The organism is Acinetobacter sp. RF14B (assembly GCF_006864105.1).
In the GTDB taxonomy this organism is placed as follows: Bacteria; Pseudomonadota; Gammaproteobacteria; order Pseudomonadales; family Moraxellaceae; genus Acinetobacter; species Acinetobacter lwoffii_C.
In genome coordinates this window covers 1-15,437 of the sequence record NZ_SMTB01000064.1, presented here as the reverse complement: position 1 = coordinate 15,437, position 15,437 = coordinate 1, and the positions used below count along the sequence as shown (strand labels likewise).

The 15,437-nt window shown below is 42.8% G+C and carries 15 protein-coding genes; 9 read left to right on the top strand and 6 right to left on the bottom strand.

Going from position 1 to position 15,437, the window contains the following annotated elements; genetic code table 11:
- Positions 1-1,062: phospholipase A (locus E2K52_RS10115; RefSeq protein WP_151204994.1), on the top strand; the 1,062-nt coding region annotated here is incomplete at its 5' end.
- Positions 1,063-1,134: 72 nt separating this feature from the next.
- Here E2K52_RS10115 and E2K52_RS10110 read toward each other — a convergent pair.
- The 3 genes from E2K52_RS10110 to ilvA form a co-directional block, all read right to left on the bottom strand.
- Complete coding sequence (locus E2K52_RS10110; RefSeq protein ID WP_151204992.1) at positions 1,135-2,475, bottom strand: TrkH family potassium uptake protein; 1,341 nt, start codon at positions 2,473-2,475, stop codon at positions 1,135-1,137.
- Positions 2,472-3,128, bottom strand: a complete 657-nt coding sequence (locus E2K52_RS10105; protein WP_151204991.1) for a potassium channel family protein — start codon at positions 3,126-3,128, stop codon at positions 2,472-2,474. Before E2K52_RS10105 ends, E2K52_RS10110 begins: the two co-directional genes overlap by 4 nt.
- 164 nt (positions 3,129-3,292) lie before the next feature.
- On the bottom strand, positions 3,293-4,831 hold the full coding sequence (gene ilvA / locus E2K52_RS10100; protein WP_151204990.1) for a threonine ammonia-lyase, biosynthetic: 1,539 nt from the start codon (positions 4,829-4,831) through the stop codon (positions 3,293-3,295).
- Between the two features lie 104 nt (positions 4,832-4,935).
- Here ilvA and rpiA point away from each other — a divergent pair, with 104 nt between their 5' ends.
- From rpiA to E2K52_RS10060, 8 genes are all read left to right on the top strand, one after another.
- Positions 4,936-5,607 (top strand): ribose-5-phosphate isomerase RpiA, encoded by a 672-nt coding sequence (gene rpiA / locus E2K52_RS10095; protein ID WP_151204989.1) that lies wholly within the window; start codon positions 4,936-4,938, stop codon positions 5,605-5,607.
- A 351-nt stretch (positions 5,608-5,958) separates the two neighbouring features.
- Positions 5,959-6,639 carry a M48 family metallopeptidase gene (locus tag E2K52_RS10090; protein WP_151204988.1) on the top strand — a complete coding sequence of 227 codons (681 nt, stop codon included), beginning with the start codon at positions 5,959-5,961 and terminating at the stop codon, positions 6,637-6,639.
- A 427-nt stretch (positions 6,640-7,066) separates the two neighbouring features.
- Positions 7,067-7,399: a hypothetical protein gene (locus E2K52_RS10085; RefSeq protein ID WP_151204987.1), complete on the top strand. Its 333-nt coding sequence runs from the start codon at positions 7,067-7,069 to the stop codon at positions 7,397-7,399.
- Positions 7,400-7,547: 148 nt separating this feature from the next.
- Positions 7,548-8,597: an N-acetyl-gamma-glutamyl-phosphate reductase gene (gene argC / locus E2K52_RS10080; RefSeq protein ID WP_151204986.1), complete on the top strand. Its 1,050-nt coding sequence runs from the start codon at positions 7,548-7,550 to the stop codon at positions 8,595-8,597.
- Between the two features lie 77 nt (positions 8,598-8,674).
- Positions 8,675-9,424 (top strand): DUF6776 family protein, encoded by a 750-nt coding sequence (locus E2K52_RS10075; protein WP_151204985.1) that lies wholly within the window; start codon positions 8,675-8,677, stop codon positions 9,422-9,424.
- Positions 9,425-9,442: 18 nt separating this feature from the next.
- Positions 9,443-9,856, top strand: a complete 414-nt coding sequence (gene clpS / locus E2K52_RS10070; RefSeq protein WP_151204984.1) for an ATP-dependent Clp protease adapter ClpS — start codon at positions 9,443-9,445, stop codon at positions 9,854-9,856.
- Positions 9,857-9,865: 9 nt separating this feature from the next.
- On the top strand, positions 9,866-12,142 hold the full coding sequence (clpA, locus tag E2K52_RS10065) for an ATP-dependent Clp protease ATP-binding subunit ClpA (protein ID WP_151204983.1): 2,277 nt from the start codon (positions 9,866-9,868) through the stop codon (positions 12,140-12,142).
- A gap of 93 nt (positions 12,143-12,235) precedes the next feature.
- The gene (locus E2K52_RS10060) at positions 12,236-12,589 is read left to right on the top strand and encodes a YnfA family protein (RefSeq protein ID WP_151204982.1); all 354 of its coding nucleotides are present in this window, start codon (positions 12,236-12,238) and stop codon (positions 12,587-12,589) included.
- Positions 12,590-12,853: 264 nt separating this feature from the next.
- On the opposite strand, the gene E2K52_RS10055 is transcribed toward E2K52_RS10060, so the two are convergent.
- The 3 genes from E2K52_RS10055 to E2K52_RS10045 all read right to left on the bottom strand — a co-directional run bounded on the left by E2K52_RS10055 (position 12,854) and on the right by E2K52_RS10045 (position 15,115).
- Positions 12,854-13,327: a hypothetical protein gene (locus E2K52_RS10055; protein ID WP_151204981.1), complete on the bottom strand. Its 474-nt coding sequence runs from the start codon at positions 13,325-13,327 to the stop codon at positions 12,854-12,856.
- A gap of 102 nt (positions 13,328-13,429) precedes the next feature.
- Entirely contained in the window at positions 13,430-14,350 is a 921-nt protein-coding gene (argF, locus tag E2K52_RS10050) for an ornithine carbamoyltransferase (RefSeq protein ID WP_151204980.1), read from the bottom strand.
- Between the two features lie 114 nt (positions 14,351-14,464).
- Complete coding sequence (locus E2K52_RS10045; RefSeq protein ID WP_151204979.1) at positions 14,465-15,115, bottom strand: TetR/AcrR family transcriptional regulator; 651 nt, start codon at positions 15,113-15,115, stop codon at positions 14,465-14,467.
- Positions 15,116-15,437 lie beyond the last annotated feature (322 nt).

Below are 15,437 nucleotides of genomic sequence, written 5' to 3'. Positions count from 1 at the left end.
GAAAATCCGGTGCTGGTCAATAGTCCTACGCCCGCAACCGCCGAAGCCTGTGCAGCACTGGAAGTGAGTGCGGAGCGACTGGCTTGTTACGATACTTTATTTAAAGCATCGGGCAGTAATCAGCCTGAAATTGTTTCTGAACAGCGTGCTGCCCAGGAACTTAGGCCCACAGCCGATAGCCTGAAAGCAAAAAGTGCAGATATTTTTTCTAATATCTATACTTCTGAGAGGCCAAGACTGACTCCCACTGAGTCTTTAATGGATAGCCGTTGGGAGCTTTCACCAGAGAGTAAACTGGGTACATGGAACATCCGCTCCTACCAACCGCTATATTTGATGCCAGGTTTCTGGACATCGAAAAAAAATGAATTCCCACAAAGTGAAAACCCGAACAATACCGAGACAGAGAAACAGAATCTCACGTCAACTGAAGCAAAATTCCAGCTGTCTTTGAAAACCAAGGCCGTGGAAAATATTCTCGGCAATAATGGTGATCTCTGGTTAGGTTATACTCAGTCTTCACGCTGGCAGGTCTATAATTCGGATGAATCCCGGCCGTTTCGTGAAACCAATTATGAACCTGAAGCCAGCCTGATCTTCCGTACGAATTATGACTTGTTCGGTTTAAACTGGCGTTTACTTGGTCTGACGCTTAACCATCAGTCCAATGGCCGTTCAGATCCGCTTTCACGTAGCTGGAACCGGGTTATATTGAATCTTGGTTTTGAAAAAGACAATTTCGCCATGATGGTTCGCCCCTGGTATCGAATTGAAGAGAAGTGGGAGGATGATAACAATCCTGAAATCAAAAACTATATTGGTCGGGGGGATCTGACTGCATTTTATCGTCACAAGGAACATGATTTTTCATTAATGTTGAGACATACACTGAAAGGTGGGGATGAAAGTCGTGGCGCCGTACAGTTTGACTGGTCATTCCCGATTAGTGGTCGTTTGCGTGGACAGTTCCAACTTTTTGATGGTTATGGCGAGAGTCTGATTGATTATAATCACCGCGCGACTTATGTCGGTTTGGGTGTATCTTTACTGAACTGGTATTAAAATACCTCGAATAAAAAAACCATGCTTTGGCGTGGTTTTTTTATCGGCTATTTATGTGTTTCAAATTAAAAATTATCCAATCTGAATCTCTGTCAGAGGATGCTTCAGGCGGCTTTTTTTCGGGGTTGCAATAAAGTAGGCTAGGGTTAAGGGACCCAAACGACCGGCGTACATCAAGAGCATTAATATGATCAAACTGGCAGGTTGCAGCTCTTCGGTTACGCCTCGTGACAAGCCGACGGTGCAGGCTGCTGAAACTGTCTCAAATAACAAATCTAGAAACTCATGATCAGGTTCAAGAATCAGTAAACTCATAAAGCCCATAATGATCAGTCCAGCGGTAATACAGACCACTGCCAAAGCTTTAAAGGTGGTTGTTTCGGAAATGGAGTGATTAAACAGGCGAATTTCATCTTCGCGGCGTAAAAAACTGATCACGCTGATCAATACAATAATAAAAGTACCGACTTTGATGCCACCTGCGGTACTTAAAGATCCTCCGCCAATAAACATCAGGATCATGGTGACCAGTGTCGAAGCATCTGTCATCTGATCTAAAGGCAGGCTGTTAAACCCTGAAGAGCGTGGGACGGTGGCATGAAACCAGGCGTTTAAAGCTTGATCGCCTAGACTCAGGATTCCAAGGGTTTGCGGATTCGACGCTTCTAAAATCCAGAGCAGAATAAAAGCCCCTAAGTTCAAACCCAGAATGGTAGAGAGAATCAGTTTGCTATTGGTGCTGAGCCTGGACCAGCGTTTATGTTTTTTTACATCCATCAGCACCAAAAAGCCGATCCCGCCGATGATGTACAGCATGCTAATGGTAAAGGTCACCAGATATTGCCCGGAAAAACTCATTAAACTATTGGGAAATAAAGAAAATCCACCATTATTGAAGGCAGAAACGCTATAAAATGCTGCATAAAATAAAGCGTCACCCAAGGGGTAATCTTGCAGCCAGGCCAGGGTTAAAATCATAGTGCCAATAGCTTCAAAAAATAATGAATATAAAAAAACCGCCTTAATGGTAAAGCTGACTTTTTTTAAGCTGGTTTGTCCTATGGATTCCTGAGCCATAACCTGCTGCTTTAAGCCCATTCCTGGCACCAGACTCATGACCGCAAGAATTGCAAAAGTCATAAAGCCCAGACCACCACATTGCAATAAGAACATAATGATAATTTGGCCAAACATCGTATACGCTTCTCCGACGTTTACGACTGACAGGCCAGTAATGGTGACGGCAGAAGTGGCAGTAAAAATAGCATCCAGCCAGCTAATCTCCTGTTGATGGGCAATCGGCAGCATCAGCAGCAAAGAACCGATAAAAATTAGCCCGAGAAAACCCAAAGCCAGAAGGGCGGGCGGGCTAAGATTTACCGTGTGATGTGAACTAAGGTCTGGTGTTTTCATAAGCGTTTAAAATATTTGGAAAGACGGCGTAAAGGTTCAAGCAGACCTTCAATGACCAGAATGTCGCCCTCTTGAAGCAGCATATCCGGAGCAGGGCTGTCGTCTATGCGGCTACCACGTTTAAGCAGCAGGGTTTTAATTTCAGGCACATGGTTCATCAATTTACGTAGCGGCATGCCATGATGGTCGGCATGGATTTCGACTTTGACAATATAATGATCATCTTCCAGCGCCATATAGCGGCTGACCATTGGATAGCTCAGAGACTGGGCAACACGTACGCCCATATCTTCTTCAGGATGAATAATTTTATCGACATTCAGATGGGTCAGAATCATATGATGAGCCTTGGATTTGGCTTTGACCCATATTTTTTTAACACCCATGTTTTTCAGGTGTAGCACACAAAGAATACTGGCCTCAATATCTTCACCAATCGCCACAACTACAGCTTCACAACGCTTGACATCCAGCTCATCCAAGACATGTTCATCGGTTGCATCGGCAATCACCGCATGTGTCAGCTGGTCAGAGATATTTTCAACATATTTTTTATTCAGATCGATGCCAATCACTTCATGTTTCAGCTCAATTAGCTGAGTTGCAACCGTTGCACCAAAGCTGCCGAGTCCAATGACTGCAAATAATGCCATGGAAATGTTCCTAACTTTTTATTCAAATCGAATCTGCTTAATATCTTAAAGATTTTTAGAATAATCAGCTATCTACTATTACATAAATCCTGTATTTGTGGCCTTTTTCAGAAAATCCAGGCAATAAAAAAACCGCCTGTTCAGACGGTTTGATGATCTGCTCTTTATTTTAGGAAACGCTGATAACCCAGATTATTGGTAATCTCATCGTATGGATAGCTAATGCTTTCCAGAGTTTCAACCAGACCGTCCGGATTTTGCTGTGCATCTTCAGCTTCCAGGCCCACCAGCACACGACCTTCTGCTGCGCCGTGGTTGCGGTAGTGGAACAGGGTAATGTTATGGGTAGGACCCAGACGCTCCAGGAACGTTAGCAATGCGCCTGGACGCTCCGGGAACTCCACGCGGAATAAGCGTTCATTTTCAATATCGGCATGACCGCCGATTAAGTAACGGATATGCAGTTTTGCGACTTCATCATCGGATAGGTCGTCAACATCATAATGAAACTTAAGGTTTTCATAAATTTCCTGACGCTCTTTTTCACCATTCTTTAAACTGATGCCGACAAAAACCTGTGCCGCAGAAGCATCACTGGCACGGTAGTTAAATTCCGTAATATTACGACCTTGCAGGGCGCGGCAGAATTTCAGAAATGAGCCTTTTTCTTCAGGAATGGTCACGGCAAAAATGGCTTCTTTACGCTCGCCAAGTTCAGTACGCTCTGCAATATAACGTAAACGATCAAAGTTCATGTTGGCGCCGCAGACAATTGACACCATATTTTTATCGGTAATTTGATGTTCTTCAACGTATTTTTTAATACCTGCCAGCGCCATCGCACCTGATGGCTCAACAATACTGCGGCACTCGTCATATGTATCTTTAATTGCAGCACAGATTTCGTCAGTATTGACCAGTACTACATTCGGCTCGACGATCGGGCCTGAGTTGTCTGATTTTTGCAGGCGAATCACTTCAAATGGTTTTTCACCAATCTGGGCCACCGCCGTTCCATCTGCAAATAAACCGACAGATGGAAGGGTCACACGCTCATTTGCTTCTAAAGCAGCTTTTAGGCAGGCAGATTCATCATATTCCACTGGAATGACTTTGACGTGTGGCGCCACATCTCCCAGATAGGCTGCAATCCCGGCAATCAGGCCGCCACCGCCAACCGCAACAAATACATAATCTACATCACGCCATTGACGCAGGATTTCATTGGCAATCGTACCTTGACCTGCCATCACCAGCTCATCGTCATAAGGCGGAATGAAGGTCATGACATCATCTTGCGCACGCTGAATAGCATACTTGTTGGCGACATCAAATGAATCACCATGTAAAACCACTTCACCACCTAGGCGTTTAACGGCTTGTACTTTGATATCCGGTGTAGTTTTCGGCATCACAATAATGGCGCGAATCCCTAACTTTTTACCAGACAGTGCCACGCCTTGTGCATGGTTGCCTGCGGAAGCCGTAATAACGCCACGTTCGAGCTGGGATTTCGGTAATTGACTAATACGGTTGTAGGCACCGCGTAGTTTAAAGGAAAAGACCGGTTGTAAATCTTCACGCTTAAAACGAATGTTGTTATTGAGTCGTTCGCTAATTCGTGGCGCTGCTTCGAGTGGAGTTTCGATTGCAACATCGTAGACCGTTGCTTGTAAAATTTGTCGAACCAAACGAGACAGCATGTTAATTTTCCATCTAACAGTTTAAAATAGGCGCTTATTGTAACAAACCATACGGCTTTTCGGTTTAAAAATGCTGCAAAAGTCCAAAATAGTTGAGTGATGTCATGAGTCTATATGCAACCCAAGATGAGAAAAAACAGGCTGCGGCCAAAGCAGCTTTAAAACACTTACCAAAAGGGGGCATTTTAGGCATTGGTACAGGCAGTACCGTGAACTTTTTAATTGATCTTTTGCCAGAGCTTCAGCTGGAAGCAGCAGTGGCAAGCTCAGAAGCCACAGCAGAGCGTCTGAAAAAGCTGGGTATAGACGTGGTCGATATGAACAGCGTTGGCAGTTTAGATGCTTATGTAGATGGTGCCGATGAAATTGACCGTCATATGCACATGATCAAAGGTGGGGGTGCTGCGCTAACACGTGAAAAAATTGTTGCCTCTATTGCAAGAAAATTTGTATGTATCGTTGACGATTCAAAATGGGTGGAGCAATTGGGGCGTGATTTCCCGCTTCCTGTAGAAGTGATCCCAATGGCACGTTCGGCTGTGGCACGTAAACTGGTTGCTCTGGGGGGGGATCCTGCTTATCGTGAAGGTGTGGTGACTGATAACGGTAATGTAATTCTGGATGTTTATAACCTGAATATCTTGAATGCCCTTGAGCTGGAAAGAACCATCAACGATATTCCTGGCGTTGTCTGTAACGGAATTTTTGCATTAAATAAAGCCGATATTGCGATTGTCGCAACCAATAATGGAATTGAAGAACGCACTGCGGTTTAAGAAGTTTTCCCTGACCCTCCTTTTTAAAGGAGGGAACGTCTTTAATTTTGATCAGGCTCCTCGAAATTTTTAAAAGTTTAAATTTTCCTTTTTATAAAAAGAGGGGAATGAATAAAATAGGATCTGTTGATCTTTCATAAATGCCTTGTTTGTGCTGTAAGCTAAAACTGAGTAGATGAGGCATGAAACGAAAGGAGTAGCGAAACTGTTGCCAAGTTTCATAACGAAAGCATTTAGAATGACTAAATTTGCTGCTCATACCTTATCTTAACTAAAAAAATTTGCAAAATAGATCTCTCACCTCGCAAACATGGGCGCAGTGTCAACAGACCCTAATGATTAAATATAAAAATGACCCTAAACGATCTACCTGAAATTCAAATCATCCGAAATGCTCGCTCCAGACGTTTACGTTTACGTGTAGAGCATCAGCAGATCAAAATGACGGTACCGGTTTCTTGCAGTAAGCAGCAAATACAAAATTTTTTACAGCAGGCCGAACCCTGGTTATTAAAAACATGGAAAATTCAGCAGGAACAAGTACAAAGTATTGACCAGACTTTACCGGCACAATTGCAACTTTTTAATCAAGCCCAAGCTCTACAGGTTTGTTATCAAAGCCAAAAAAATAATTTTGTTTTTGATTCAGAAAAACTCCAGCTTTCTATCAGTGACCGGAATCCTGAAGCTTATTTAAAGGCATTTGTCATCGCCTATGCCAAGGAGCAGTTGCCGGGGTATTTGGTGCAAATCGCTCAGGAAACCGGGCTGTCTTTTAATGTCTGTCATATTCGTCAACCCAAAACCCGCTGGGGCAGTTGTTCAGCCAAACATGACATTATGCTCAACAGTGCGCTGGTGTTATTTCCTCAAGAGATTGTGCGTTATGTAAGTGTGCATGAACTTGCACATACTCACCATTTTGATCACAGCTCAAGGTTCTGGCAGTTGGTTGCTCAGCATGATGCAAACTTTCAGCAACATCGTCAGTATTTAAAAGATACGTTTTTGCCATATTGGTGGAATTGTTAATCTATGTGTTTTTAGACAGCACGTTTTGCTAGCGCTTCTGTATAAATTATTTAGAATGTTTAAGTTTTATATTTCATGCACATGTCAGCATAAACATACATACATTTTGCAATACAGACAGATTGTCAATAAAGCCTAATTAAATCAGTCTATAAGAATATAAAATTTAGCAGACTGAAGCAGGCTTTAATATTGGTATAACTATGGGCTACTATGGTTCCTAAATTGATCAAAATTTCGGTTATTATATAGCGATGATCAATATGAGGTTGCATCGTTTAAATTGGTCTTATCTTGAGCTTATTCTCAATAGCCTAAGCAATTAAGACTTTATCATTTTCAGATTTTGGTTAAAATCGACACATAACTACTAGAATTTATTCACATGAATTGGAATCGGTTTAGCATCAGTCTTCTGGTTATATTAATGTCTTTGCCGGCATTATTTTTCTATATACTTTTTATCTTGAATATGCTCTCTCCTGACAATCCGATTTCCTATCACTGGACCAGTTATTTAGTCCTCATCTCTAGTGTATTGGCCTGGATGATTCTCTTTATTATAGCTCTACTCTGGAGTCGGGAAAGAGTAATTCCTAAATGGCTTGCGACGCTTGCAGTACTGCTTGCCATTATTGGCCTGACGCCGTTTACCGTTCAGGCTGATCCTATTGTGTTTTTGGCTATACCAGGATTTTTCTTTGGGCTTTATCTGAGTTATTGCAGCTGGACAAAGTTAAATACCAATGAGGGAAATTAAACCGGTATGTGCTTTCAAGACTTTTAAAATCTCAACCTGCTGAAAATTATAAAAAAGCATCAATCCTGAGTAAAATGGTTTAGAAAGCCACAACTTCCTGTCATACTATTACGCTATAAAGAAAACAGACATTTTTGAGGTAAAGATCGTGATTTCAGTGGGTATTGTAGGCGGTACAGGCTATACAGGCGTTGAACTTTTACGTCTATTGCTGCGACATCCAAATGTTCAAGTGAAAGCACTTACATCACGTACGGAAGCAGGCCGTCGTGTGGATGATATGTTCCCGAGCTTACGCGGTCATACCGATCTTGAATTTTCTGATTTAAGTCAGGATTTACTTAAATCATGTGATGTGGTGTTTTTCGCAACTCCTCATGGTGTTGCCATGCAGCATGCTGAAGCCCTAGTGGCCGCAAATACCAAAGTGATTGATCTGGCAGCAGATTTCCGTTTACAGAATCTTGCCCAGTTTGAAAAATGGTATGGCATGGAGCATGCATGTCCAGAACTGTTAAAAAATTCTGTGTATGGCTTATCTGAGCTGAATCGTGAAGACATCAAACAAGCCAGTGTAATTGGAAATCCGGGTTGTTATCCAACGACTGTACAGCTGGGTCTGGCACCAGTTTTACAAGCTAACGAAGTTTTGGTGAAGCCTGAGAGTATTATTATTGATGCGAAATCAGGTGTTTCTGGTGCAGGCCGTAAAGCCAGCTTGGGCATAATTTACTCTGAGAATTCAGATAACTTCAAGGCTTATGGTGTAGCGGGCCATCGTCATCACCCGGAAATTGTTGAAGCCCTAGAAAATATCTCAGGACAGCAGGGTGTATTTGATCAGATCCTGTTTGTTCCGCATCTTGTCCCGATGATCCGCGGCATGTTGTCGACTATTTATATCGACCTTACCGAAGCCGGCCAGGCTGCAGATTTGCAGGCATTATATGAACAGTACTATGCTGACGAAAAATTTGTAGATGTGATGCCGGCTGGCAGTTCACCTGAAACCCGTTCAGTACGTGGCGCCAATGAATTACGGATTGCTTTATATAAGCCACAGCCGGCCAAGCTGGTGATACTGGTCGCTCAAGACAATCTGGTTAAGGGTGCAGCAGGTCAGGCAGTGCAGAACATGAACCTGATGTTTGGTTTTGCAGAAGATGCTGGCTTGAATAATATCGGCTTATTACCATAAAAAACGTATTAGAACTTCACACACATTTAGATTTAGATTTAAATGTGTGTTTTGAATAAATCGAATTAGAGATCAAAATGCCGAATACAGACTCAAACGCGACGATCCCTCAAGAGCCAGATGAAAAAAAACCTTTGATGAAAGGAAGCACTCCTCTGGTGGTTGGTGCAGTAGTATTGATGTTGGGCAGTGGCTTATTGGGCTATACGGTCGGACACCGTCAGGGTTTGACTGTGGTCGGATTTGATGCTGATGCTGAACAGTTGGTCGAAGTAGTACAAAAGCAGAAAGCCAGTCTGGAAAGCATGAATAAAAGTTTGAATACTGCGGTTCAGGAACGAGATCTGGCGGTCAGCAATACCAATGACCTCTATCTGGCCATGACCAAAGCCCAGGATGAACAGGCTCAGGCAGAAAGTCTGGGTACAATTTACCGGGAAATTTTACGTCAGCGTGGTGGTTTGGCCTTGACTGTCCAGCATGTTGGCATTAAGCCTTTGCCAGACAATGCATTTGAATATCAGCTTGATCTGATTCAGGTCAGTCCAGGCAAAAAACGGGTATCCGGTTCCGTCGAAATGCGTCTGATCAAAGGCTCAGAAATTCTGGTCGTGCCGATGGAGGATAAGAGTTTCAATTTTGAAAACTATGAACGTCTTACTGGGCGCTGGACGATGCCCAAAGGCTTTAGACCAGAATTTATCGAAGTGCGCTTGACGGGTTCTAAACCGGTCACACGCCGTTTTAGCTGGGATCAAGGAAAAGCGGTAGAAAGTCCGTCTACTGTGTTGTCTGAAATTCCTAAGACCGAAGCAAATGCAAATTAAGTGTGAAATAGAAATCTTATGCCAAACAATAAACGTCAAATGTGTTTAAGTGATGTCAAAAATTCTTTTTATCAGTCTGGAATTGTTGATTGGCATATGAGTCCGCGTTTAAGCAACGAACCCGATCATGAGGGTGATTCAGATATTGCAGTACAGACTGCGCCTCCAGAATTAAAGCGTCCACCGATGTATGCAGTGGTATTGATGAATGACGATTATACCCCTATGGAGTTTGTAATTGAAATTTTACAACAATACTTTGCAATGAATCTTGACCAAGCAACTCAAGTGATGCTAACTGTACATTATGAAGGGAAAGGTATAGCTGGGGTCTATCCACGGGATATTGCGGAAACCAAAGCGAACCAAGTTAACAATTGCGCTCGATCTCAAGGTCATCCATTACTTTGCCAGATTGAGCCTAAAAACTAAGGGGGTTGCATGCTCAGTCGTCAATTAGAAGTATCACTACGTTTGGCTGTCAGCATGGCTCGTCAGAAGAGACATGAATTCCTGACAGTAGAGCATTTATTATTGGCTCTACTTGATAATGATTCAGCCGTTAATGCTCTTAAAGCATGTGGCGCGGACATTATCGTGCTGCGTAAAGAATTGGAAGATTACGTAGAACAACATACCCCTAAACTCGCTGAGAATAGCGATCAGGCACCTCATCCTACCGAAAGCTTTGACCGTATTTTGCAGCGTGCAATTTTCCATGTGCAATCCAGTGGTGGTGACCGGACGGTAGAAGGCGCAGATATTCTGGTGGCCATGTATTCTGAGCGGGATTCATTTGCTGTCTATTTGTTGAAACGTCACCAGATTAATCGTTTAACTTTGACTCAATATCTTTCGCACGGCACACGTAAGGATGATGTGCCGTCTGAAGAAGAAATTGAAGAGTTGGAAGGAGAGTCTGCATCTTCTGCGAATTCAGGACCGCTGGAACTCTATACCACCAATCTGAATGTAGAAGCCCAGCGTGGCAAAACAGACCCTTTAATTGGTCGTGAAAAAGAAATTGAACGTGCTGCACAGATTTTATGTCGCCGCCGTAAAAATAATCCATTATTGGTCGGTGACCCGGGCGTAGGTAAAACCTCGATCGCGGAAGGTCTGGCTTGGCTAATTGTGAACGGTAAAGCACCAAAACCGCTGGAAAATGCCGAGATATTTAGTCTGGATATTGGTGCTTTGGTCGCAGGAACCAAATATCGGGGGGATTTTGAAAAACGCCTGAAACAACTCCTCAATGCTTTAAAGAAAAAACCGGAAGCCATCCTGTTTATTGATGAAATTCATATGATTATTGGTGCAGGCTCGAGTATGGGGAGCACCATGGACGCCTCGAATCTGATCAAACCGGCACTGGCAAATGGTTCATTGCGTTGTATCGGTTCAACGACTTTTCAGGAATATCGTCAGGTTTTTGAAAAAGATCATGCCTTGTCGCGCCGTTTCCAGAAAATTGATGTGAATGAGCCTTCTATTTCAGAAACTATTGATATTTTGCGTGGTCTGAAATCGAAATTTGAAGATTTTCACCATGTTCAGTATGACGATCAGGCCTTGGTGTCCGCAGTAGAACTGTCTGCCAAGTTTATCAATGACCGTTTCTTGCCAGATAAGGCGATTGATGTAATTGATGAGGCAGGTGCACAGCGTCGTCTGAAAGCTGAGCAGGACAATAGCCCGATCACGGTGGAAAACATTGAGGATATTATTTCCAAGATTGCCCGTATTCCGCCGAAAACAGTGTCTAAAGATGATAAGACTGTCCTTGAAAATCTGGAACGTGATCTGAAACGTGTGGTTTTTGGTCAGGATGAAGCCATTGAAGCGCTCGCTTCTGCCATTAAACTGTCACGTGCGGGCCTGAAATCTCCGGATAAGCCAGTCGGTAGCTTCGTTTTTGCAGGTCCTACAGGTGTAGGTAAGACTGAAGTCACTAAACAGCTGGCCAAGTTAATGGGTGTAGAGCTGGTCCGTTTTGATATGTCTGAATATATGGAACGTCATGCGGTATCTCGCCTGATCGGTGCACCTCCGGGCTATGTTGGCTTTGATCAGGGAGGACTGCTCACGGATGCAATTCACAAGCATCCGCATTGTGTGCTGCTTCTGGATGAAATTGAAAAGGCTCATCCAGATGTATTTAACCTGTTATTACAGATCATGGATCATGGGTCACTGACAGATAATAATGGCCGCAAGTCAGACTTCCGGAATGTGGTTCTGGTGCTGACCACCAATATTGGCGCAGAAAGTATTTCCCGTGTCAGCATTGGTTTTATGGAGCAGGACAACAGCAATGACAACCAGGAAGCCATGAAGAAAGCCTTCTCACCTGAATTCCGTAACCGTCTGGACGGCGTGATTCAGTTTAAAGCTTTGGCAACTACAGTTATTGAAAATGTAGTCGATAAGTTCCTGACCGAACTTCAGGCACAGCTGGATGAGAAGAAAGTCATTCTGGATGTGGATCACAGTGCACGTGAATGGATGGCTGAACATGGTTATGACCGTTTAATGGGTGCTCGTCCAATGCAGCGACTGATTCAAGAACATCTGAAGAAACCGCTGGCAGAAATGATTCTGTTTGGTGAGCTGGCTGAAAACGGTGGCAATGTGGCAGTATCCGTGAAAAAAGAAGATGGTAAAGCAGTTGGCTTGAAACTTGAAGTCTTTGAAGATCAGACCGCTGAACCTGCCTAAGCTTGAAGAAAGAATTAAACCCGTGCAAGCACGGGTTTTTTCATGCACTCATATTTTTTAATAAACTCAATCATACAGTTCAATAGTTAAATCATGGATATTCAAGTTACAAAGCTGTTCACCACGTTTTGCCTGTTTTTGGTTACGGCGCTTATGGAAATTTTAGGCTGTTATTTTCCTTACCTGATTCTAAATCAGGGGAGAAGCCACTGGTTATGGCTTCCTACCGCATTGGCCTTGGCTGCTTTTGTCTGGTTATTAACATTACACCCAGCCGCTTCCGGGCGTATCTATGCGGCCTATGGGGGTATCTATGTTTTTTCAGCTTTGATATGGTTGCGCTTTGTTGATCAGGTGAGTCTGTCTCGCTGGGATTTACTGGGTGGAATGGTGGTGATTTTAGGTGCGCTGATTATTATGTTGCAGCCTCAAGGTTTGGTTCGTTAAACAACCTTTTAAATAAGAATTGTATAAAACCTTTTGAACCTTTACTTGAAAAATAATGCTATTTATTTTTTGGATAGTGGAGGCAGTATTTTCTGATGTTTTAAATCTTCCGATAGGGGGCAAACGGCATTATGCCAGAGCAGATAATCGGCGTTGAGGGCAAAGCTAATTCCATCTTGTAGTCTATTAAGAGTAAGAGTGTCTGCATCATTCATGGCGTGATGCAGAGCAAGACTAAATCATTTTATGCAGCAGAGGAACAAATCATTTGATACCGCAATCTTTCTGTTTAAGTTCCAGGGTGTAGCGATTTTTTTCTGAACTGAGTTCAAGCTGTACGGTATACGGATTTAGTTTTTGATACTCATGCTCAAAGAAAATAGGGCAGCTTTGCACTAGATTTTTCATAATGAGCTTTTGCACTTCTTTACGACCTAAATCTGTCTCAAACTGAGCAAAGTCCGGGGTGGTGATCACGCCCTTCAGGCTGGTTTTATTGGCGGTGAGTTGCAATTGCTCAATAACCGTATTTTGATCAATCTGTAATGGTAGGGTTTTGGAGTCTTCAGCGCTCAGTACTGCCAGCAATTCATTCAGCTCTGCTTTTTTCTGAATTTTGAACTTACTGTTAAGAATGCCTTTATTTTGCAGATATTGATCAAATTCAGAAGCATTCGCTTGCATGAACAGACTGCTGAGTCCTGCAATAACTGCGAAAGCCCAATATTTTTTTTGCATTAGCTTGTATCACTTTTTATATCGTCCCAACCCTGATTATAAGAGCTGAGACAAAAAAAGCACCAGAGATTGGTGCTTAATTTGTGAAGATGAGGATACATCTTAGTCTTTTTTCAGGTTCTCATTTAATAAGAACTCTACCAGTGCTTTTTGTGCATGCAGGCGGTTTTCGGCTTCATCCCACACCACAGCATTTTTATGCTCAAGCAGATTTTCAGAAATCTCTTCACCGCGATGTGCAGGCAAGCAGTGCATAAACAAACAGTCCGGATGAGCAAGATCCATAAGGCGCTCATTCACCTGATAATCAGCAAAGGCTTTTTCACGAATTTTCTGTTCTTCTTCCTGGCCCATGCTGGCCCAAACATCAGTGACAATCAGATCTGCATTGACCGCCGCATCTTCAGCTGTATCTACCAGCTCGACACAATGGGCAAATTCAGACAGGAATTTCTCTTGTGGTTCATAACTTTTAGGTGCGGCAACTTTCAGTTTAAAGCCCCACATATGCGCCGCTTCGATATAAGAGTTGCACATATTATTGCCATCACCAATCCAGGCCACAGTTTTACCTTCAATTGAGCCACGATGCTCAAGATAGGTCTGCATGTCAGCCAGTAGCTGGCAGGGATGATGATCATCGGTCAGCGCATTAATGACTGGAACTTTTGAATAAGAAGCAAAGCGCTCAACGATGTCATGACCAAAAGTACGGATCATTACGATATCCAGCATGCTGGAAATAACGCGTGCTGAGTCTTCAATAGGTTCACCACGACCTAACTGGGTATCACGTGATGACAGAAAAATAGCACTACCGCCAAACTGGCTCATGCCCGCTTCAAACGAAACGCGCGTACGGGTACTGGATTTCTCAAAAATCATGCCCATGACTTTGCCAACAAAGGGTTGGAAAACTTCATTATTATGCTGTTTGCGCTTGAGCTCAATAGCGCGTTGCAATATTTGGTTAAGTTCTAAAGTCGATAAATCGCGTAAAGTGAGAAAGTGACGGAGAGCCATTGGTTACTCCACAATAATTGCTGAAAATCCGATCAACAATTAGTTGTTGGTTAGTGAGTTAAGAAAAATACGGAATCGGCTAATATACTATATGAGATGGAAAATGCAAAAAAACTAGACTTTTTGATGACCTTCTAAAAAGCGGTCTACGCAGTAATGAATATACTTGGTAATTTCTTCATCACTCTCTTCTTCCTGAATTCCCATTAGAATACGCCATTCCAGATTGCGTAAAATACCAAAATATAACTGAGCCGAATACATTGGATTTTCACAACGTAGTACGCCTTTGGCATCTGCCTGTTCCAGAGCATTGGCAATTGAAGTCTGAACATGTACAGGTCCGCGTTGATGAATATGTAAAGCCAGATCTGGATTACGCTGACTCTGTTCAAAGACCAGACGCATAAATGCCGAATTTTCAGGCGTCATAATTTGATGATAAAAATTTAACAGAGTTTCTACCAAATAACGACGAAAATCCAAGGCCATCAATTCAATAGGAATGCTGATTTGTTCAAAAAACCTTTCACGACGATAGTCACAGATCGCTTTAAATAGCCCTTCTTTATTGCCAAAATATTTATAAATAGAAGCCTTGGAACCACCAGCATGCTGAACAATATCATCTAGTGAGACTGCATCATAACTATGCTCCAGAAAAAGCTCGGTTGCACTGACAAGCAACGCAATGCAACGATCATGGCCGCGTTTGGTTTGCGGTAGATCTTTGGCGAGAGGTTCCAGATGAGCAAGGTCTTGCATATTGGCTAAAAATTAATCAATTGAGTGAAGTAGATATTGAGATTATAACAAATATATGTACAGCGTGCTGTGTAGAAGTGTATTTGGCTAGGGCTAGGGCTAGGGCGCTGGATATATTAATAGATGCTCCTACTAAGAGGAAGTAATGCTCATTTTATTTAATTTTTAGATGAACATTATTCTTAACAGCATGCTCTATTAACCCGAATCGCGGATAAGAAATTAACTTGAAAAATAGGAGGACTAGAGCCATCAGTTGAGTTACCACACAAAACCCACAACTCTAGTCCCGATGTTCAATAGTACCGAATTATTCTGTGTA